Origin of the sequence: Paucibacter sp. PLA-PC-4 (genome assembly GCF_026241155.1) — a bacterium.
In the GTDB taxonomy this organism is placed as follows: Bacteria; Pseudomonadota; Gammaproteobacteria; order Burkholderiales; family Burkholderiaceae_C; genus Roseateles_E.
Genome location: NZ_JAPFGP010000026.1, coordinates 1 through 20099, shown reverse-complemented (window position 1 = coordinate 20099; position 20099 = coordinate 1). Strand labels below are relative to the sequence as shown.

Sequence of the window (20099 nt, the reverse complement as noted above, 5' to 3'; positions counted from 1 at the left end):
ATGTTCGCCTGGCTCGGATCTCAGCTCGACAGCGTGTTGAACACGTATGTCGTCGGCGTCATCGCTACGCTGATGAGCGCGATCACACCGCTCGTGTTGACTGTCATGACTCTCTGGGTCCTGCTGTTCGGCTGGGCAGTCCTGCGCGGCGAGGCCTCGGACACCGTCCCGATCTTCGTCTGGAAGGTGGTCAAGATCGGGCTGGTGCTGGCTTTCGCCCTCCAGTCCGGCATCTACATCAGTCACGTCGTCGAAGTCGCCAATGCCTTGGCGACCGGTGTCGCGGTCACATTCCTTCCCGCACCTGCCAACCCAGCAGCGGTTGCGAGTCCATACGCTCTTCTCGATGAGTTCAATGACAAGGCCAGCCAGCTCGTCCTCGACCTGATGAAGGAGGCCGGCATCACGCGGCTAGACCTGGTCTTCGCCGCCGTCGTCACCGCCTTCGGCAATGTCATCTTCCTTTGCCTGGCGCTCTTCGTCGTCACGCTCGCCAAGGCCTTCCTGAGCTTCACGCTGGCGATCGGCCCCATGTTCATCCTCTGCCTGGCCTGGCGCCCGACCGCCCGCTTCTTCGACAGCTGGTTGTCCGCGCTGCTGAACTCAGTGGTGCTTGCCTGGTTCGCTTTCTTCGCTCTGGGGCTCAGTGCCTACATCGGCGACGCCATCGTGCTGGCCATCCAGTCCCAAGGCGGCTTCCTTGGGCCCCAGCTCAACGTCGTCGCCGAGTCGCTGAAGTACTGCATCGTGATGATCCTGATGGCCATCGTCTGCTTCCAAGCACCGGGCCTTGCGTCTGCCCTCACCGGTGGGGCGGCCGTGCAGCAAGGCGTCCAGATGATCCAGAACGTCATGATGGTTTCCAGGCTGGGCGCGACATCGGGTCGCAGCCGCGCCGCCGCCAGCACCCAGGGCGGCATTGTCCGGGCCGGCACCGGCATGCCCTACGCGCTGGGTCGCGCGGCAGGCAGTGCCGCATACGCCAGCACCGGCGGATCTCCGCCGTCCCCCACCCCAGCCTACCGGCGCGCCGCCATGCGCGGCCTGGCCTGACAAGGTCAAAGGCCAAAGCCGGGAACGGCCCCGTACCGCCACACAAGGGAGCATCGCCATGATCATTCGCCTCCGGCTCGCATCCGTTTTCTGCGCGCTCGCGATCACCGTGACCGCCTTCAGCCCCGGCAGGGCCCAGGCTCAAGGCATCCCGGTCATCGATGCCGCCAACCTGGCCCAGACCATCCAGCAGGTGATCAACGACATCACGGCGATCAACAACCAGGTGCAGCAGATCGTCCATCTGCAAAGCCAGCTCAACAGCATCATCGGCTCCCGAAATCTCGGCGCCGTCTTCGACAGCCCGCTGCTGCGCAACTACGTGCCCGCCGAGGCCTACACCCTGATCAACGCGGTCGACACCGCCGGCTATTCGGGCCTCACCGGCACCGCCAAAGCGCTGCGTGACCTGCACATGGTCTACAACTGCCTCGACCGCAGCGGTGACGAACAAACCCGCTGCCAAGCCATGCTGGCTCAGCCTTACCAGCAGAAGGGCATGCTCCAGGATGCCATGCGCACGGCGGCCGGTCGCCTCCACCAGATCCAGTCCCTGATGCAGCAGATCAATGCCACGACCGACCAGAAGGCCGTGCTGGAGATCCAGGCTCGCATCGGCGCCGAGAACGCCCTGCTCGCCCATGAGGTCTCCCAGGTGCAGATGCTGCAGGGCATGTCGGACAGCGAGGAACGCATCGCGCGCTCGCGCGACCGAGAGCGCCAGTACCAGATGCTCAACCGCACCGGCAAGGTCGCCGACTTCCTGCCCTGATCGGCAACCCTGACTGTTCATCCTCACCCGCGCTGAAACTCGCCACCGGCACCTGCACCTGATCGCGCCGCCGGGCGCCCCACCAATTCAAGAGGTCACACCATGAGTGCAATCCTGATGCCAGGAGAGGCCGCCGCATTGCCCGAACCCTGGCCACATGCCGCCCCGGACAGCACCGCTACCGGTGCCAACGCGCTCGACAGCGATCCACCGGACGCTTCTCTGGGCCCCAACGCGGCCTGGGAGATCGACCGGGTCGAGATGCTGGAGCGCTCCGAGCGGCGCGCCTGGCGCGCCGCCTGGGCCGGCTTGAGCCTCGCGGCGGCGGGCATTGCCACCGTGCTCATACAAAGCCCTCTGCGCGAACTCGTGCCCATCCCCATCGTGGTGGACCGCCTCACCGGCGAGACCACGATACAGCAGCGCCTCGGCGTCGAGACCGTCCCGGCGCTGGAGGCCCTCGACAAGCACAACCTGGCCACCTTTGTGCGGGCCCGCGAGGGCTACAGCTGGATGTTCCTGCAGCGCGACTTCGACCAGGTCGCCCGTTCGGCGACGCCGGCCGTCTTCGCCGACTACAACCGCCAGTTCGAGGGCGACACCGCCTTGCAAAAGAGGATCGGGGCGGCCGAAGACTGGCAGATCCACATCGTGAGCGTCCGGCTCTCGCCGACGGGTCGCAGCGACAACCGCGGAGAAGCGACGGTCACCTACGACAAGACCGTCCGGATGACGGATCGCAATCTGCCCGAACTGAGCACACGCCATATCGCCAGCCTCGTGTTCAAGTACCAGCCCAAAGCTCTCGCCAAGGAAAAGGACCGGCTCGAGAACCCCTTGGGATTCGTGGTCACCGCCTACCGCTCTGACCCCGAGATCAACACCGCCGGGGGACGGTCATGAATGCGCCCCATGCAGCGATGAGCCGCACGGCGGTGCCCAGCTTGCTGATCGCCGTCCTGCTGGGGGCGGGACCGGCAGCCGGCAGCACGCCGGCAGCGGCCACCGACCCTCGCCTGCGTGAGATCAGATACGACCCCCACCGCGTCGTGACGGTGCCCGTCAAGCGAGGCCAGGTCACGCTCGTGCTGCTCGATACGGACGAGTCCATCACGGAGCTCGCCGCTGGCCTGGGCGGCGACTGCTCAAAGGCGGACTCGGCCTGGTGCATTGCGGCGCAGCCAAGCGGGCGCACGGTCTTCATCAAGCCCAAGAGCACGGCCACAGCAGCCAACAACCTGGCCATCGTCACCAGCCGGCGCATCCACAACCTGCGGTTTCAGGTGCTTCCCGACGACGATCCCAGGCCGGCCCTGTACCGCCTCATCGTCAAGGCACCACCTGCTGGCCCACCACCAGCACCGCGCGACCGCGAGCCGAATCGCATGAGCTCGGCCGAGCGTTCCCACCTGGTGCTCAGCGCGATCGAGGCCAGCCTTCAGCCACATGCGCCGCGAGCGCCCTCCCCGGCGCAACTGGTCTCCGAGCGCCTGCAGGCCAAGCCGGCCATCGTGAACACGCAATACTCCCTGGCCGAGGGCGAGCATTCCCAGGACATCGTGCCGACCCTGGTCTTTGACGACGGGCGCTTCACCTACCTGCGACTCCCGGGCAACCGGGAGATGCCAGCGGTATTCCAGGTCCTTGGCGACGGCAGCGAAGCCCTGGTCAATGCCCGCATGGAAGACGAGCTGCTGGTCGTGGACCGGGTGAGCCGGCGCCTGGTGCTGCGCGCCGGCACGGCTGTGGTCGGCTTGTGGAACGAAGCCTTCGACCTCGACGGCATTCCGCCCGAGCAAGGCACCACCGTCCCGGGCATCCGTCGAGCACTGAAAGCCACCCCCTCGGCCGCGTCGGCCTCCGGGGCCCCAGCCGCGCCTGCAGCCCCACCGTCCAGGCTTGCCGGAGCTGCACCATGAACACCGCATCCACCAGCGCCAGCGACATGGACCGGCCCGGCAAGATGGGCGGATCGGTGGTTCCCGCCTCGCCCGAGGACAGGGACAGCGAATCGGAGAGGCGGGCAGGCGCTGGCGCAAAGCCAGGAGCACAGACAGACGACCAGGCGCGAATCCCGGACGTGTCGGCCCCACGGCATCCGCCCATCTCCTGGAAGAGCGTGATAGCGGTGCTCCTGCTCGCTGGCACCGTGGCCACCATCACGGTGATCGCCGTTCAACGCTGGTCATCAAGCTGGTTCAGCACGGCGGCTGACGACGGCAAAACCGGCCGCGACAGGCCGGCCGCAGCCAGCGCCGAGCCCCGCAAGCTTGATCTCTCGGGCGCGGCAGCGCCCGGCAGCCCGCATCAGGCGGCCAAGCAGGCGAGCGCTGGCCCGGCCACCGCATCGCCACACCGGATTCCAGCGCTGGTGCCGACCGACGAGGAGCTGGCCGAGCCGATCGGCGTGCGGCGGACCGGCGCTGCCCCACAGCCCGGTGCCGGCCCTAGCGCTGGGCGCCCCGAGGATGCACCCGTCATGCTCGTGACCACAAAACCCGGCCTGGGCGCTTCCCGGGTGGCGAGCCCCCTGCCCAACGAGTCGTCCGCAGGTCGCCCCTTGGACGTGCGAGGGGGCGAGCACGGAACCGAGGCCGGCGATCCCATGCTCGCGACGGAGCGCAATCTCCAGGACTATCAGCGGCGCCTCCAGGGCCTGCTCGACCAGCTGACCCAGGCGAGCGATCTGGCGCGCGGCCAAGATCTGGCGCAGGGTGCGACGCAGCCAGGAGCGCCGAGCCTGAGCTCACCGGCCTACCTTGCGCCCGACCAGTCAGCTGCGGGCACACCGCCGCGCTCCCAGGCCCAGGGCCAGGTCCCTGGTGGCCAGTCCGCAGCAGCGTTGCTCGGCGGCATCTTGCCCCGCTCGGCGACGCCGAAGGCCATGGCGGCCATGCTGGGCAATCGCAGCCTGACCCTGCCCAAGGGCACCTCCTTCAGCTGCGCGCTCAAGACGCGGGTGGTTACCGCAAGCGCCGGCCTGGTCAGCTGCATGGTCCAGCGCCATGTCTACGGCGACGATGGCCGCGTGCTGCTGATCGAGCGGGGCTCGCACCTGGACGGCGAGTACCGGCTCACCACGGTGCGCCCCGGCACCGTGCGTATTCCTGTGCTGTGGACGCGCGTGCGCACGCCGCTGGGCGTGATCGTGGACATCGACTCCCCGGCCACCGGCCAGCTCGGCGAGTCGGGCATCGACGGCCATGTCGACAAGCGCTGGTCCGAGCGCATCGGCGCGGCCATGCTGCTGTCCCTGATCGACGACTCGGTCCAGCTGATCGCCAGCAAGCAGTCCGAGGAACACCGCAGCGGCACCGTGGTGCTCTCTTCGACCACGTCGAGCACCTCGAAGCTCGCTGAGAAGGTGCTCGACAGCACGATCAACATCCCGCCGACGATCTACCGCAACCAGGGCGGCATCGCCGCCATCCATGTGGCCCGCGACATCGATTTCTCGGGGGTCTACGAACTGCAGCCGAGCGCACCATGAGCACGCTGCCGGCCCATCCTGCCCCCGCTGTCGCGGCGACGGCGCCCCGAGCAAGCCCCTTTGCGGACGCCTCTACGGGCGACGCAAGCCAGGACGCCACCTGGGCTGGCGATGCCACCTCGGTGATCGAGTTCCTGCGCCCGCTGCGCGCCCTGCTGGACGAGCCGGGCGTGCTGGAGGTCTGCGTCAACGCGCCGGGCTGGGCCATGGTCGAGGACGGGGCGGGCTGGCGGCGCTGCGAGCTGCCGACGCTGAGCCTGGAACGCTGCCTGTCGCTGGCCATGGCCGTGGCCACCTACACCGACCAGCAGGTCTCCCAGGAGCACCCGCTCCTGGCCGCTACGCTGCCCAGCGGCGAGCGCATCCAGTTCGTGATACCGCCGGCTGTCACGCGCGGCACGGTGTCGATCACGATGCGACGGCCCTCCACCCTGCTGCGGCCGCTGCCGGCGCTGGCCGCCGACGGCTTGTTCGACCGCCTGGGCTGCGGCACCAGGCCCGATGCCCCCCAGCCCTATGAACGGGAGCTGCAGTCGCTGCTGCAAGCCGGGCGCCTGGTCGAGTTCCTGCAGCTGGCTGTGCGCCAGCGCCAGACCATCGTGGTCAGCGGCAAGACCGGTTCAGGCAAGACCACCTTCCTGAAGGCACTGATCGAGGAGGTGCCTGTGCAGGAACGGCTGATCACGATCGAGGACACGGCCGAGCTGCCCATGCTCCACCACCCCAACACCGTGCATCTGTTCTACAGCAAGGGCAGCCAGGGCGTGGCACGGGTCAGCGCCAGGTCGCTGCTCGAAGCCTGTCTGCGCATGCGGCCCGACCGCATCCTCTTGGCCGAGCTTCGCGGCGAGGAGTGCTTTGATTTTGTTCGGCTGGCTGCATCGGCCCATCCGGGCTTCACCAGCGTGCATGCCGGCAGCTGCGCCCTGGCCATCGAGCAGATGGCCTTGATGATCCGCGAGTCCAGCGGGGGTGGCGGTGGCATGACCCTGGGCGAGATCCGATGCCTGCTGCGCCAGGTGGTCGATGTGGTCGTTCAGTTCGACCGCGACGAGCGGGGACGCTTCATCTCCGAGATCAGCTATGAACCCCGGACGCGCCGCATCGACCTCGCGCCCGCCAATGGGGAGCTGTTCCCATGAGCGGCCCGGGCGAAATTCCGACCCCAGCCTGGTCGACCTCCAGAAAGGTCGTGGCCACTGTCTTTGCCCTGGCCGGCTATGCCGCGCTGGCCTGCGCTGCGGCCTACCTGTCCGGCGCCCTGTTCCTGCTGCTGAACCGGGCGAACCCCGCGCAGGCGCGGCTGACCAGCATCGCCAGCTACTGGCAGCTCTACGCCGACGATCCCACGCTTCGCAAGAAACTGCAGGTCTCCATGGCACTGTGCGCGGGCGGGCTGTTGGTGCTGCTGCCTGCGGCGATGTGGTCCACGCTGCGCATGCGCCGCCCCTTGCACGGCAATGCCCGCTTCGCGACGGCACAGGAGATCCAGAGCGCGGGGCTCACGACGACCGGCGGACCGGGCATCCTGGTGGGCCGGCACCGCGGCAAGTTCCTGAGCCTGCACGGCCAGCTCTCGGTGATGCTGTCCGCCCCCACGCGCAGCGGCAAAGGCGCAGGCGTCGTGATCCCCAATCTGCTGAACTGGCCGGACTCGGTCGTCGTGCTGGACATCAAGGGAGAGAACTACGCCGTCACCGCCGGTTACCGCGGCGCGCATGGCCAGACCGTCTATGCCTTCTCACCCTTTGATGAAGAGGCCCGCAGCCATCGCTGGAACCCCTTGACGGCGGTACGGACCAGCGAGCTGCACCGGGTCGGCGATCTGCTGGGCATCGCGCAGGCGTTCTACCCCAACGATGGCAGCGGCACCTCGTCCGAGGCTTTCTTCAACGACCAGGCTCGCAACCTGTTCCTGGGTCTGGGCTTGCTGCTGCTGGAAACGCCAAGCCTGCAGCGCACGATCGGCGAGATGCTGCGCCAGTCCTCCGGCAAGGGCCGATCGCTGAAGCATCACTTGACGGACACCATCGAACAGCGCCGGGAGGGACAGCACCCCTTGTCCGACGAGTGCGTCGACGCCCTGCAGCGGCTGCTTTCCAGCTCGGAAGCCACCTTGTCGAGCATCGTTGCGACGTTCAACGCGCCGCTGACGATCTTTGCCGATGCGGTCGTCGATGCCGCCACCAGCGGGGACGATTTTCATGTGGAGGACGTGCGTCGCACCCGCCACTCCATCTACGTGCGCATCCCGCCGCACCGCCTGGCCAGCGCCCGTCCCCTGCTGAGCCTGTTCTTCTCGCAGCTGGTCAGCCTGAACACCCGGCGACTGCCTGAGCAGGACTCGACCTTGCGCTACCAGTGCCTGCTGGTGAACGACGAGTTCACCGCGATGGGCCGTGTGCCCATCATCACGAGCTCGGCCGCCTTCCTCGCCGGCTACAACCTGCGCCTGCTGACCGTGGTGCAGGCCATGTCGCAGCTCGACGCCGTCTATGGCGACAAGGAGGCTCGCAGCTTCGCCACCAACCACGGGCTGCAGATCCTGTTCGCGCCTCGCGAGCAGCGGGACGCCAACGAGTACAGCGAGATGCTGGGGCATTTCACCGAACGGGCGACCTCGCACGGGCGAAGCCGATCCTTCAGCGGCAAGGGGCAGACAACGGTCAGCCGCAACGACAGCGAGCAGCGTCGCGCCCTGCTGCTGCCCCAGGAGTTCAAGGAACTCGGTAGCGAGCGCCTGGTCATCATCATGGAAGGCTGCAAGCCGATCCTCGGCGACAAGATCCGCTATTACCGGGAACCAGTCTTCCAGCAGCGCCTGCAGCCGCCGCCGGTGGTGCCCGCCCTGGACATGGACCTTCACCTCGCCCGCCTTCAGCAGCGCTGGCGCGAGGCAGACGACGAACTCGCACCCGGAGAGCGTCTGCGCTTCGATGAGCTCGCCTACGACATATCGAAGCTGCCGCCCCTGGAAGGTGATGCCGAATCGATCGCGAAGGGACTGGTGAAGTTCCTCGACGGGATGCCGCCACCCCCGCGCGTAAACGGTGGTTCGGTCGAACCATTGCCGGATGCAGACGGCGTCCTGGCAACACCGACCCCGACCCACGCTGCCATCGCTTCGCAAGCCCCCCGCGAGCCCGCGACAGCAACCGAACGAGCCCACCCATGAAAGGAGCTGACCATGCACCCCGCCCGACTCCTCGCCCCTCTCACCGCCTTCCTCCCCTGGCTCCTGCTGCTCGCGTCCTGCAGCTCACCGCCCAGGCCACCCTCGGTCGACAATGCGCCCAAGCGGCCGGCAAACACCGCCATGGCCGTGGAGCTGCAGGCCTGCAGCTCCGAGCTTCGGAACAGCCAGCTGCGCGCCCTCGGCGCCGAGCGAAGCGCCGCAAGGGCCGCCATAGAACAACAGCGACTGGCCCTGCTGAGGGACCTCGTCGCCAAGCTGGAGCCGCCCCATCCGCCCAAACTGCCTCAGCCTCAGCCTCAGCCGCAGCCGGACAGTCCTGAGGCCCGCCCGAACGCCGAGGCCAGCGCGGCCAACGCGGTGGCCATCGTTCACTTCGAGTACGGCAGCACCCGGGTGGACATCCCGGCGAGCACGGCCAGCGCGCTGCTCAAGGAAGCCAAAGGAGCGCCGCTCATCCTGCTGCGCGGCCGCACCGACGGACAAGGCGACGTCGCGGCGGAAAGCCGCATCGCCCGAGCGCGTGCGGCTGCGGTGGCCGACTACCTGGTCGCTGCAGGTGTGAGCCCCTCACAGATCCGGGCGACCTACCAACCCACCGGAGACCATCTGGCGGACAACCAATCCGCGCAAGGCCGCAGGCTGAACCGGCGCGTCGAGATCGAGATCTATCGCGCCCTGCCTGTGGCACTCAACACCGCCTCGGCATCCAGCGCCCTTTCCCACTGAATCGCGCACTGAGCCTCAAGCGCAGCGACTGCCAAGCCCGCACAGGAGCCCCTCATGGACAAGGAACACACCAACAGGCCTGGCGCCGCCGCCGCGCCGGCACATTCATCGGCTGCCGTCGCAGCCGCGCCCGCAGGCGCACACGGAGGCACGGTCGAGCCGGCCCCTCGTGCCCGCGCGGACAGGGATCTGAATCCGGCGCCGCCGCAAGGCGAGCGCTACGAGCTTCGGGATCCCTTCAACGAGGTCACCTACCGCGCCAGGACCTTCGGCGAGATGACCGCCAAGGCGGCACAACTGGATGCGAGTCGCTTCACGGCGATCGATGCAGATGGCACGCGAACGCCGGTCCGCAAGATCGACGGCGAATGGCAGCGTGGCGATCGCCTGCCTGCCTTGATGAAGCCTGCGCCGGACCTGCGAACCACCCGGGACGACTTCCCGGACCCATCTGATGCCGCCGCCGACGAGCGCACGACGGGCCCAGCAGCGAAGCGCGCCGCCGGCGCAGACAAGGCCGGCGCGAAGATCCAGGCCAGAATCGACGCACAAGCCGAGCGTGCCGCCATGGTGGCGCGCATCGAGAGCTCGCTGCAGGAGCAGTACATCATCAAGCGGGCTCCCATCACCCTCGGTGACATGGCGATCGGCAGCACCGAGTACCGATTCCGTGGCGACAGCTCCCGGGTCGCCTTCACCGAGTCGCATCTGCGCCTGAGCACCGACACCAACAGCCCCTCAGTGGCACGCTCCATGGTCGACCTCGCCCAAGCCCGAGGCTGGACGGGACTGCGGGTCTCCGGCGCAGACGACTTCCGACGCATGGTCTGGCTGGAAGCCTCCATCCGTGGCGTCAAGGCCCTGGGCTACGAGCCCAATCTCGGCGACATGAACCTCCTCAGGCGCGAGCGCGAGGCACGGCAGCACAACCGCATCCAGCCCGTACCGGAAGCCGTTGGCCCATCCAGTCCACACGCACCAGCGGTCGTCAGCGACAAACCCTCGGCCCGTGGCGGCAGCCGCAAGGCCGTGATCGCCGCCATGGACGCGATCCTGACCGAGAAGAAAGTGCCCGAAGCCAAGCGCCTGGCCGTGCTGGCCGCCGCCGAAAGACAGCTGGCGGAGATGGCCCGCAACGGCCACGTGCCCAAGGTCAGGGTCTACGACCGCAGCGCCGAGCGTCAGGCCACAGTCGCAGCACCAGCACCCGATGTCAGCCGGACCCCGGATCGCCAGCACGATCGCGCCCCAGCACCCCCCGTGCGCTGAAGCCCTGCGATGAGCACAATCGCCACCAAGATGGGACCGAAGGCGTCAGCGCTGGAGATCGAAGGCCAGCGGCTCCTGCCCACGTCACCGGGATTCGCAGCAGCCGTCGCCCAGGCCTATGGCAGGCAGCGGCGCCCCCGCTGCCTGTGCCGGCCAGAGGGCATCGAGATGTACATCGCCAGGCTGGCGGGCAACTACCTCGTCAAACGCATGCCCGGAACAGGCCTTCGGCATGCACCTGCCTGCCCCTCGTATGAGCCCCCGCCGGAGCTGTCAGGGATTCGCCCCTTGCTCGGCAGCGCGATCAAGGAGGATCCGAGCAGCGGCATGACCCTGCTGAAGCTGGGCTTCTCCCTTTCCAGGCGGTCAGCCCACATGACACCGCTCCGGCTTCCTTCTGTCGCCAGCACAGCCAGCAGCAGCACGTCTCGCCTGTCCCTGCGCGCCCTGCTGCACTACCTCTGGGATCAGGCAGAGCTCACGCGCTGGCACCCCGGCTTCGAGGGCCGGCGCAGTTGGGGGGCCGTGCGTCGCCAGCTGCTGCAGGCCGCATCACGGATGGTCGCCTGCGGCGAAGCACTGTCCAGCAAGCTCGAGGTCCCGGAACCCTTCTGCGTCGTGCAGGCGGACGCGATCCGTGCACGCAGGCAGGCCCGATGGGCCGAAGCCGCAAGGTCCCGCTCCGGCGAGGCGTCGATGCTCCTGCTGATCGCCGAGGCGAAGGCCATCGTTCCTGCCAGGCATGGGCACAAGCTCGTCATCAAGCATGTGCCCGACGTCGGGTTCGCACTGGAGCCCCCGCTCTATCACCGCCTCGTCACTCGCTTCGAGCCGGAGCTGACGCTGTGGAGTGCCGCAGAAGATACCCACCTGATCATCATCGCGACCTTTGGCATCGGCTCCGAACTGCTGCCCCACATTGCCGAGCTGAACCTCATGGCCGTGAACCAGCACTGGCTGCCCGTCGAGACCATGGACGACAAGCAGCTGCTGGACCGATTCGTCCGGACGCGCCGATCGTTCTTGCGGCTGCTTCGCTACGACCTGCGTCCCGACACCCATATTCCCTCGCTAGTGCTGACTGATCGAGGGGATGTGCCAGAGGCGGTTTTCGCGTAGGCCTGCGATGAAGCGATCTCTCTCTGATGCGCCAGGGTCACGGCGATTCTCCAGTTCATGCATCGCCTGGCGCCACGCGTGTCCGTCGCAGATTCCCACGGAAGCATCAAAACAAAGACATGATGCAGATCAAGGCCTGCAAGAGTCCCAGCCCTTGAAGTGCCCTCATCGAGAAAGCTGTGAGTTGATCAAGAAGGCACCGGGCAAACACAGCTTCGTCTCCGCTGACGGTGGGGTACAGCAACACCTGCGTACGGTACGCAGAGGACACTTCCTTGGGTTTAGACATGCCCAGCCGACGGATACTGCAATCGCGCAAGCTCCGTTTGAGCCCGTCAAATTGACCCATATCAAGAATATGAGGCTGAGCTTTCACTAAGCTGCGTAGATGCCTCATCTTCTACGCAGCCTGGTCGGCAAGCTGGCTCTGATACAGACCAGCTTCCTGGTGGTGGCCTTAGCTTCCATCGCGTTCACGCTTTGGGTGTCCTGGCAACTGGAAGGAGGTGCGGGAGCCATCAATGAGGCGGGCCGCATGCGTATGCTGAGCTATCGCATGGCATTGTCAGCGGCCGAACCGGGGCCGGCAACGCTGCAGAACGACTTGAGCGAGTTCGAGGCCATGGTGCTGCGCCTGCGCACAGGCGATCCACAGCGGCCCCTGTTCGTACCGAGCACACAGGAGTGCCTCCAGAAGCTGGCTGCTGTCGAGCAGCAATGGCCGGCCTTGCGTCACGCATTCTTGACCACCCCCGAAAGCCGAAGCCTGAAACCGCAGGTCGACGCCTTCGTCGCCACCATCGATGCCCTGGTCGGCGCCATCGAGCAGACCATCGCCGCCCGCACCGCCATCCTTGGCGGCCTGTGCTTCAGCCTGGTGGTGCTGGTGGTGGCCGCATCGGTGGTGTTTGTTTCGGGCACCTTCGTCTGGATCATCCAGCCCTTGCAGCGCCTGCATGACGGGCTGATGCAGATGGCTGCGGGACAGTTAGGCGTGCGTGTTGACGAGAGGAGTTCAGTGGTCGAGTTCAGCAGATTGGCCGAAGGCTTCAACCAGATGGCTGGCGCGCTGGAGGACTCCCACAAGGGACTGGAAGACAAGGTCAGAGAGAAGACGGCCTACCTTGCACAGCAAAACGAAAGGCTGGAGGCGCTATATGACGTGGCATTGATGTCAGGCCAGGCCGATGCCAGCCTGGAAACAATGGCCCAGTCCTTTGCCGTCAAGGTCGCGCGCATCGCGCGTGCCGACGCCTGTGCGGTGCGGCTGGCCGCGCAGGACGAGCAGCGCTGGCTGCTGATGGGCCAGACCTGCCTGCCGCAGGCGATGATCGACGCCGAGCGCTGCCTGCGCAAGGGTGAATGTGCCTGCGGCAGCACCCTGCCCGAGGCGAGCGGCGCCCGCGTGATACCGATCCAGAGCATCGAGGCCCCGAAGCTGGGGCATTGCGAGGCGGCCGGTTACCAGACCGTGATCTCGGTGCCGATGCGGGCCGGCACGCGCATGATCGGCGAGGTAGAGCTGTTCTTCTACGGCGAGCGCCGCCTCAGCGAGGCCGAGCGGCTGCTGCTCGATGCGCTGGTGGGTCAGTTCGCGATCCAGGTCGACAATGTGCGGCTGGCCGCGCGCGACCGAGAGATGGCCGTCTCCGAAGAGCGCAATCTGCTGGCCCAGGAGCTGCATGACTCGATCGCCCAGGTGCTCGCATTCCTGAAGATCCAGGTCCAGCTGCTGCGTGGCGCGCTGGCCAAGCAGCGTCTCGCCGAGGTGGAGCGCAGCGTCGACGAAATCGACACCGGGGTGAAGGAATGCTATGCCAATGTGCGCGAGCTGCTGGTGCACTTCCGCACCCGGCCCGGCCACGAGGACATCGAGCACGCGCTGCGCAGCACACTGGCCAAATTCGAGCGCCAGAGCGGCCTCGGCACCCATCTGAGCCTGCATGGTGACGGCCTGCCCTTGCCGCCCGATCATCAGGTGCAGGTGCTGCACATCATCCAGGAAGCCCTGTCGAACGTGCGCAAGCATGCCGAGGCCGACCATGTCAGCCTCAGCGTCGAGCAGCTGCCACGCTGGAGTTTCGAGATCCGCGACAACGGCTGCGGCATCGAGCTGCCCGATGCCGGCAGCGAGCAGACCCATGTCGGCCTGCAGATCATGCGCGAGCGGGCCCAGCGCATCGGCGCGCAGCTGCGCATCAGCCAGCTGCCCGAGGGCGGCACGCTGGTGCGCCTGACGCTGCCCCAGCAGACCTCGCTGCAGGCCGTACCCGAGACCCTTCAGACCGTCCTGCACCCATGAGCCTACCCATCACCGTCCTGGTCGTCGACGACCACACGCTGTTCCGCCGCGGCCTGATCGCGCTGCTGCGCCAGGAGGAAGGTATCGAGGTGCTGGGCGAGGCGGCGGATGCCGGCGAGGCCTTGCGCTGCGCCCAGACCCTGCAGCCCGATCTGATCCTGCTGGACAACCATATGCCCGGCGTCAGCGGCGTGACGCTGCTGCCGGCGCTGCGCGAGGCGGCGCCGCGCTCGCGCGTGCTGATGCTGACCGTCAGCGAGGACGAGGACGATCTCAGCGCGGCGCTGCGCAACGGCGCGCAGGGCTATCTGCTGAAGACCATCGACGGCGAGGACCTGGCCGCCGCGCTGAGTCGCACGATGCGGGGCGAGTCGGTGGTCAGCCCGGAGATGACGCACAAGCTGCTGAACGCGCTGCGCAACAGCGGCGCCGGCGCCACAAGTGCGAACGCGCCCAAGCCACCGCCGGCGGGCGAGCTGTCCCCGCGCGAGCTGGACATCCTCAGGGAGCTGACCCGCGGCGCCAGCAATAAGGAAATGGCCCGCACGCTGGGCATCGCCGAGACCACGGTGAAGATCCATGTGCAGCACATCCTGCGCAAGCTCAAGCTGAGCTCGCGGGTGCAGGCGGCGGTCTGGGGCAGCGAACAGGGCCTGGGCGGCTGAGACCCGGCTTGCGCCAGATCAAACCAGGGCGCCGCATAGTTCTTTCGAACGAGGCCCGCTGCGGCGCCCTAGTTCCGATGCACTGACACCCATCGCCCGCTGAAGGATGTTCAGCCCGGGGCCGAAGATCGACAGTGGCAGACATGAAAACGAGGAGCTCCTCCATGTCTGCAGCAAGTCCCTCGAACCCAGGCGGCCGTGCGCTCTCGGTGCTGGTGGTCAGCACCCTGGCCTTCACGGTCTGCTTCATGGTCTGGATGATGTTCGGCGTGATCGGCATCCCGATCAAGAAGCAGCTCGGTCTGAACGCCACCGAGTTCGGCCTGCTGACCGCGATGCCGGTGCTCAGCGGCTCGCTGGTGCGCGTGCCGCTGGGCATCTGGACCGACAAGTTCGGCGGCCGCATCGTCTTCTTCAGCCTGATGCTGGCCTGCGTGATCCCGATCTGGTTGATGGCTTATGCGACGGCCTACTGGCATTTCCTGACCATCGGCCTGTTCGTCGGCCTGGCCGGCGGCAGCTTCTCGGTCGGCACGCCCTATGTGGCGCGCTGGTTCCCGAAGAACCGCCAGGGCTTCGCGATGGGCGTGTTCGGCGCCGGCAACTCGGGCGCGGCGGTCAACAAGTTCGTCGCCCCGGCCCTGGTCGTGGCCTTCGGCTGGACCATGGTGCCCCATGTCTATGCGGCGGTGCTGCTGGGCACGGCCATCCTGTTCTGGTTCTTCAGCCACTCGGATGAGCAGCATCTGGTCAGCAGCAAGGCCAGTTTCGGCAGCCAGCTGAAGGCCTTGAAGGACCCCAGGGTGCTGAAGTACTGCCAGTACTACAGCATCGTGTTCGGCGGCTATGTGGCGCTCTCGCTGTGGATGGTGCAGTACTACGTCGGCGAGTACGGCCTGGACATCCGCGTTGCCGCGCTGCTGGCCGCCTGCTTCTCGCTGCCCGGCGGCGTGCTGCGCGCGATCGGCGGCTGGCTCAGCGACCGGCATGGCGCCCACAACGTCACCTGGTGGGTCATGTGGGTCAGCTGGATCTGCCTGTTCCTGCTGTCTTACCCGCAGACCGAGTTCACCGTGCAGACGATCAACGGCGAGCGGACCTTCAGCATCGGCCTGAACGTCTATGTGTTCACCGCACTGATGTTCATCCTGGGCATTGCCTGGGCCTTCGGCAAGGCCAGCGTATTCAAGTACATCAGCGACGACTACGGCCAGAACATCGGCGCCATCAGCGGCATCGTCGGCCTGGCCGGTGGCCTCGGCGGCTTCGTGCTGCCCATCATGTTCGGCGCGCTGATGGACCTGACGGGTATCCGCTCCAGCGCCTTCATGCTGATGTACGGCGTGGTCTGGGTCTCGCTGATCTGGATGTACTGGACCGAGGTGCGCAAGACCGAGGTGATGGGCGAGCACGCGCCCGATGCCCCCTTCAGCCGCTCCTTCCAGCGCTGAACGCCCGCCCGCAACAAGGAGAAATATGAGCAGCAGCAACAAGGACATCGCGGACTGGCGCCCCGAGGACGAACAGTTCTGGGAAAAAACCGGCAAGAAGATCGCCTACCGCAATCTCTGGATCTCCATCCCCGCCCTGCTCTGCGGCTTCGCCGTCTGGGGCATGTGGGGCATCATCACCGTGCAGATGCTGAACCTGGGCTTCCCCTTCAGCCAGGCCGAGCTGTTCACGCTGACGGCCATCGCCGGCATCTCGGGCGCCACGATGCGCATCCCGGCCAGCTTCCTGATCCGCATGGCCGGCGGGCGCAACACCATCTTCCTGACGACCGCGATGCTGCTGGCCCCGGCCATCGGCACCGGTGTGGCGCTGCAGCACCCCGAGTGGCCGCTGTGGGTGTTCCAGCTGATGGCGCTGTGGTCGGGTGTCGGCGGCGGCAACTTCGCCTCGTCGATGTCCAATATCTCGACCTTCTTCCCGAAGCGCCTGCAGGGAACGGCGCTGGGGCTGAACGCCGGCCTGGGCAATTTCGGCGTCACGACCATGCAGATCGTGATCCCGCTGGTGATGACCGTCGGGCTGTTCGGCGCCCTGGGTGGTGACTCGAAGTCGCTACTCAAGGACAGTGGCTGGATCTTCGGCAAGATCGCCGCCGGCACGCCCACCTGGATACAGAACGCAGGCTTCGCCTGGGTGCTGTCCCTGGTGCCGCTGTCGCTGCTGTGCTGGTTCGGAATGAACAACCTGAAGACGGTGACGCCGGCCGCCGGCCACCCGCTGCTTGCGTTCGCCAAGATCACCTATCTGTACTCGCTGGCCTTCATCCCCTCCATCGGGATGCTCTATCTCTACCTGCCGGCGCCCACCGGACTGGGCGTACTCAATATGTGGGTAGCGATCCCGCTGGACATCATCGCCGCACTGCTGGTGATGAAGCTCGCGGCCTTCGGCACGATGAAGGACAACGTCGCCAAGCAGTTCGAGATCTTCCGCAACAAGCACACCTGGGCGATGACGGCGCTGTACGTCGTGACCTTCGGCAGCTTCATCGGCTTCTCGATGGCCCTGCCGCTGGCGATCACGGTGATCTTCGGCTTCATCCATGCGCCCGACGCGGCCGGCGTGATGCAGCACACGCTGAAGAACCCGAACGCCCCCTCGGCGCTGACCTATGCCTGGATAGGCCCCTTCGTCGGCGCCGCAGTGCGGCCCGTCGGTGGCTGGATCTCGGACAAGGTGGGCGGCTCCATCGTCACCCAGATCATCTCGGCCATCATGGTGTTCGCCTCGGCGGCGGTCGGCTACGTGATGCTGCAGGCCTATGGTTCGGCGACGCCGGAGCAACACTTCCCGATGTTCATGGGCCTGTTCATCCTGCTGTTTGCCGCCAGCGGCATCGGCAACGGCTCGACCTTCCGCAGCGTCGGCTTCATCTTCGACCGCCAGCAGGCCGGCCCGGTGCTGGGCTGGACCTCGGCGGTGGCCGCCTACGGTGCCTTCATCGCGCCGGTGCTGATCGGCCAGCAGATCAAGGCCGGCACGCCGCAGTACGCCTTCTACGGTTTCGCCCTGTTCTACGCCGTCTGCCTGGTACTGAACTGGTGGTTCTACCTGCGCCCCAACGCCTACGTCAAGAATCCCTGAGGACCTCAACATGAGTCACTTTCTCGATCGCCTCAATTACTTCGCATCGCCCAAAGAGGACTCCGCCGACGGCCACGGCCGCAGCACCGGCGAAGACCGGACCTGGGAAGACGCCTACCGCAACCGCTGGGCCCACGACAAGATCGTGCGCTCCACCCACGGCACCAATTGCACCGGCTCCTGCTCATGGAAGATCTATGTCAAGGGCGGCATCGTCACCTGGGAAACCCAGCAGACCGACTACCCGCGCACCCGCCCTGACCTGCCCAACCACGAGCCACGCGGCTGCGCCCGCGGCGCGAGCTACAGCTGGTATCTGTACAGCGCCAACCGGGTCAAGTACCCGATGGTGCGGGGCTCGCTGCTGAAGCACTGGCGCGCCGCGCGCAATGTCGCTCGTACCCCGGTCGATGCCTGGAAGAACCTGGTCGAGAACCAGGAACAGCGCCGCGAATGGCAGCAGGACCGCGGCCTCGGCGGCTTTGTGCGCTCAAGCTGGGACGAGGTCAACGAGATCATTGCCTCGGCCAATATCTACACGATCAAGAAGCATGGTCCCGACCGCGTGATCGGCTTCTCGCCGATACCGGCCATGTCGATGATTTCCTATGCCGCCGGCAGCCGCTACCTGAGCCTGATGGGCGGCGTCTGCATGAGCTTCTACGACTGGTACTGCGACCTGCCGCCGGCCAGCCCGCAGATCTGGGGCGAGCAGACCGACGTGCCCGAGAGCGCCGACTGGTACAACAGCAACTACATCATCGCCTGGGGCTCCAACGTGCCGCAGACGCGCACGCCGGACGCGCACTTCTTCACCGAGGTGCGCTACAAGGGCGCGAAGACGGTGGCGATCACGCCGGACTACGCCGAGATCTCCAAGCTGGCCGACATCTGGCTGCACCCCAAGCAAGGCACCGATGCGGCAATCGCGATGGCGATGGGGCATGTGATCCTGAAGGAGTTCTACTTCAAGGACGGCGGCAAGGGGCGCAGCGCCTACTTCGACGACTACGCACGCCGCTACACCGACCTGCCCCTGCTGGTGAAGATGAAGAAGCAGACCACGGCCGACGGCCGCGAGCTGCTGGTGCCCGACCGCTACCTGCGCGCCAGCGACTTCGGCGGCAAGCTGGGCCAGGACAACAACCCCGAGTGGAAGACCCTCGCCTTCGACGCGCTCGGCAAGGTGGTGCTGCCGAATGGCTCGATCGGCTTCCGCTGGGGCGCCGGCGAGCGGCCTGATCTGGGCAAATGGAATCTGGAGAGCAAGGAAGCGCGCAACGACAGCGATGTGCGCTTGAAGCTCTCGGTGCTGGAGGACGGCGCTCAGGCCCATGAGGTGGCCGAGGTCGGCTTCCCCTACTTCGGCGGCGTCGAGTCGCCGCAGTTCACCGCCAACAAGCAGCAGGACGTGCTGAGCCGCCATGTGCCGGTCGTGCGCCTGAAGCTGGGCAAGCATGAGGAAGCCGGCGAAGCCCTGGTGGCCACCGTGTTCGATCTGCAGGTGGCGCAGTACGGCATCAACCGGGGCCTCGGTGACAACACCCCGATCAGCTACGACGACAACCTGCCCTACACGCCGGCCTGGGCCGAGAGCATCACCGGGGTCAAGCGCGAGCTGATCACGCAGGTGGCGCGCGAGTTCGCCGGCACCGCCGACAAGACCCGGGGCAAATCGATGGTCATCATCGGCGCGGCGATGAACCACTGGTACCACTGCGATATGAACTATCGCGGCATCATCAATATGCTGATGATGTGCGGCTGTATCGGCCAGAGCGGTGGCGGCTGGGCCCATTACGTCGGCCAGGAGAAGCTGCGCCCGCAGACCGGCTGGACCGCGCTGGCCTTTGCGCTGGACTGGATACGCCCACCGCGCCAGATGAACAGCACCAGCTTCTTCTACGCCCACACCGACCAGTGGCGCTACGAGAAGCTCGACGTCTCCGAGGTGCTGTCCCCGCTCGCCGACAAGGCCCAGTACGGCGGCAGCCTGATCGACTACAACGTGCGCGCCGAACGCATGGGCTGGCTGCCCAGCGCGCCGCAGATGCAGCTCAACCCGATTCAGATCGTCAAGGACGCCCAGGCCGCCGGCATGGACGCCAAGGACTATGCGGTCAGGGGCCTGAAGGACGGAACGCTGCGCATGAGCTGCGAGGACCCCGACCACGAGGCCAACTGGCCACGCAATATGTTCGTCTGGCGCTCCAACATCCTGGGCTCCTCGGGCAAGGGCCACGAGTACTTCCTCAAGCATCTGCTCGGCACGACCAATGGCGTGCAGGGCAAGGACCTCGGCAAGGACGACGCGAAGCCGCAGGAGGTGCAGTGGCATGCCAAGGCCCCCGAGGGCAAGCTGGACCTGCTGGTCACGCTGGACTTCCGCATGAGCACGACCTGCCTCTACT

15 protein-coding genes are annotated in these 20099 nt (G+C 66.7%); all 15 read left to right on the top strand.

Going from position 1 to position 20099, the window contains the following annotated elements:
• Nucleotides 1-1053 carry a type IV secretion system protein gene (locus OOZ63_RS26405; protein WP_266008655.1) on the top strand — a complete coding sequence of 351 codons (1053 nt, stop codon included), beginning with the start codon at nt 1-3 and terminating at the stop codon, nt 1051-1053.
• Between the two features lie 58 nt (nt 1054-1111).
• Nucleotides 1112-1825 (top strand): type IV secretion system protein, encoded by a 714-nt coding sequence (locus OOZ63_RS26400; protein ID WP_266008654.1) that lies wholly within the window; start codon nt 1112-1114, stop codon nt 1823-1825.
• A gap of 102 nt (nt 1826-1927) precedes the next feature.
• Complete coding sequence (locus tag OOZ63_RS26395; protein WP_266008653.1) at nt 1928-2728, top strand: virB8 family protein; 801 nt, start codon at nt 1928-1930, stop codon at nt 2726-2728.
• Nucleotides 2725-3744 (top strand): TrbG/VirB9 family P-type conjugative transfer protein, encoded by a 1020-nt coding sequence (locus tag OOZ63_RS26390; RefSeq protein ID WP_266008652.1) that lies wholly within the window; start codon nt 2725-2727, stop codon nt 3742-3744. The genes OOZ63_RS26395 and OOZ63_RS26390 overlap by 4 nt, the downstream gene beginning before the upstream one ends.
• Nucleotides 3741-5315, top strand: a complete 1575-nt coding sequence (gene virB10 / locus OOZ63_RS26385; protein ID WP_266008651.1) for a type IV secretion system protein VirB10 — start codon at nt 3741-3743, stop codon at nt 5313-5315. The genes OOZ63_RS26390 and virB10 overlap by 4 nt, the downstream gene beginning before the upstream one ends.
• Nucleotides 5312-6457 carry a P-type DNA transfer ATPase VirB11 gene (gene virB11, locus OOZ63_RS26380; protein WP_266008650.1) on the top strand — a complete coding sequence of 382 codons (1146 nt, stop codon included), beginning with the start codon at nt 5312-5314 and terminating at the stop codon, nt 6455-6457. The genes virB10 and virB11 overlap by 4 nt, the downstream gene beginning before the upstream one ends.
• Entirely contained in the window at nt 6454-8490 is a 2037-nt protein-coding gene (locus OOZ63_RS26375) for a type IV secretory system conjugative DNA transfer family protein (protein ID WP_266008649.1), read from the top strand. The genes virB11 and OOZ63_RS26375 overlap by 4 nt, the downstream gene beginning before the upstream one ends.
• 12 nt (nt 8491-8502) lie before the next feature.
• Entirely contained in the window at nt 8503-9237 is a 735-nt protein-coding gene (locus OOZ63_RS26370; RefSeq protein WP_266008648.1) for an OmpA family protein, read from the top strand.
• Between the two features lie 54 nt (nt 9238-9291).
• Nucleotides 9292-10506: an LPD7 domain-containing protein gene (locus tag OOZ63_RS26365; protein WP_266008647.1), complete on the top strand. Its 1215-nt coding sequence runs from the start codon at nt 9292-9294 to the stop codon at nt 10504-10506.
• Between the two features lie 9 nt (nt 10507-10515).
• Complete coding sequence (locus tag OOZ63_RS26360) at nt 10516-11625, top strand: DUF1173 family protein (RefSeq protein WP_266008646.1); 1110 nt, start codon at nt 10516-10518, stop codon at nt 11623-11625.
• Nucleotides 11626-12013: 388 nt separating this feature from the next.
• Nucleotides 12014-13927 carry a type IV pili methyl-accepting chemotaxis transducer N-terminal domain-containing protein gene (locus OOZ63_RS26355; protein ID WP_266008645.1) on the top strand — a complete coding sequence of 638 codons (1914 nt, stop codon included), beginning with the start codon at nt 12014-12016 and terminating at the stop codon, nt 13925-13927.
• A complete protein-coding gene (locus OOZ63_RS26350) occupies nt 13924-14592 on the top strand; it encodes a response regulator (RefSeq protein ID WP_266008644.1) in 669 nt (222 codons plus the stop codon). Before OOZ63_RS26355 ends, OOZ63_RS26350 begins: the two co-directional genes overlap by 4 nt.
• A gap of 164 nt (nt 14593-14756) precedes the next feature.
• A complete protein-coding gene (locus OOZ63_RS26345) occupies nt 14757-16043 on the top strand; it encodes an MFS transporter (RefSeq protein WP_266008643.1) in 1287 nt (428 codons plus the stop codon).
• A 25-nt stretch (nt 16044-16068) separates the two neighbouring features.
• Entirely contained in the window at nt 16069-17688 is a 1620-nt protein-coding gene (locus OOZ63_RS26340) for an MFS transporter (protein ID WP_266008642.1), read from the top strand.
• A 10-nt stretch (nt 17689-17698) separates the two neighbouring features.
• A partial coding sequence (locus tag OOZ63_RS26335; RefSeq protein ID WP_266008641.1) for a nitrate reductase subunit alpha occupies nt 17699-20099 on the top strand: 2401 nt, incomplete at its 3' end.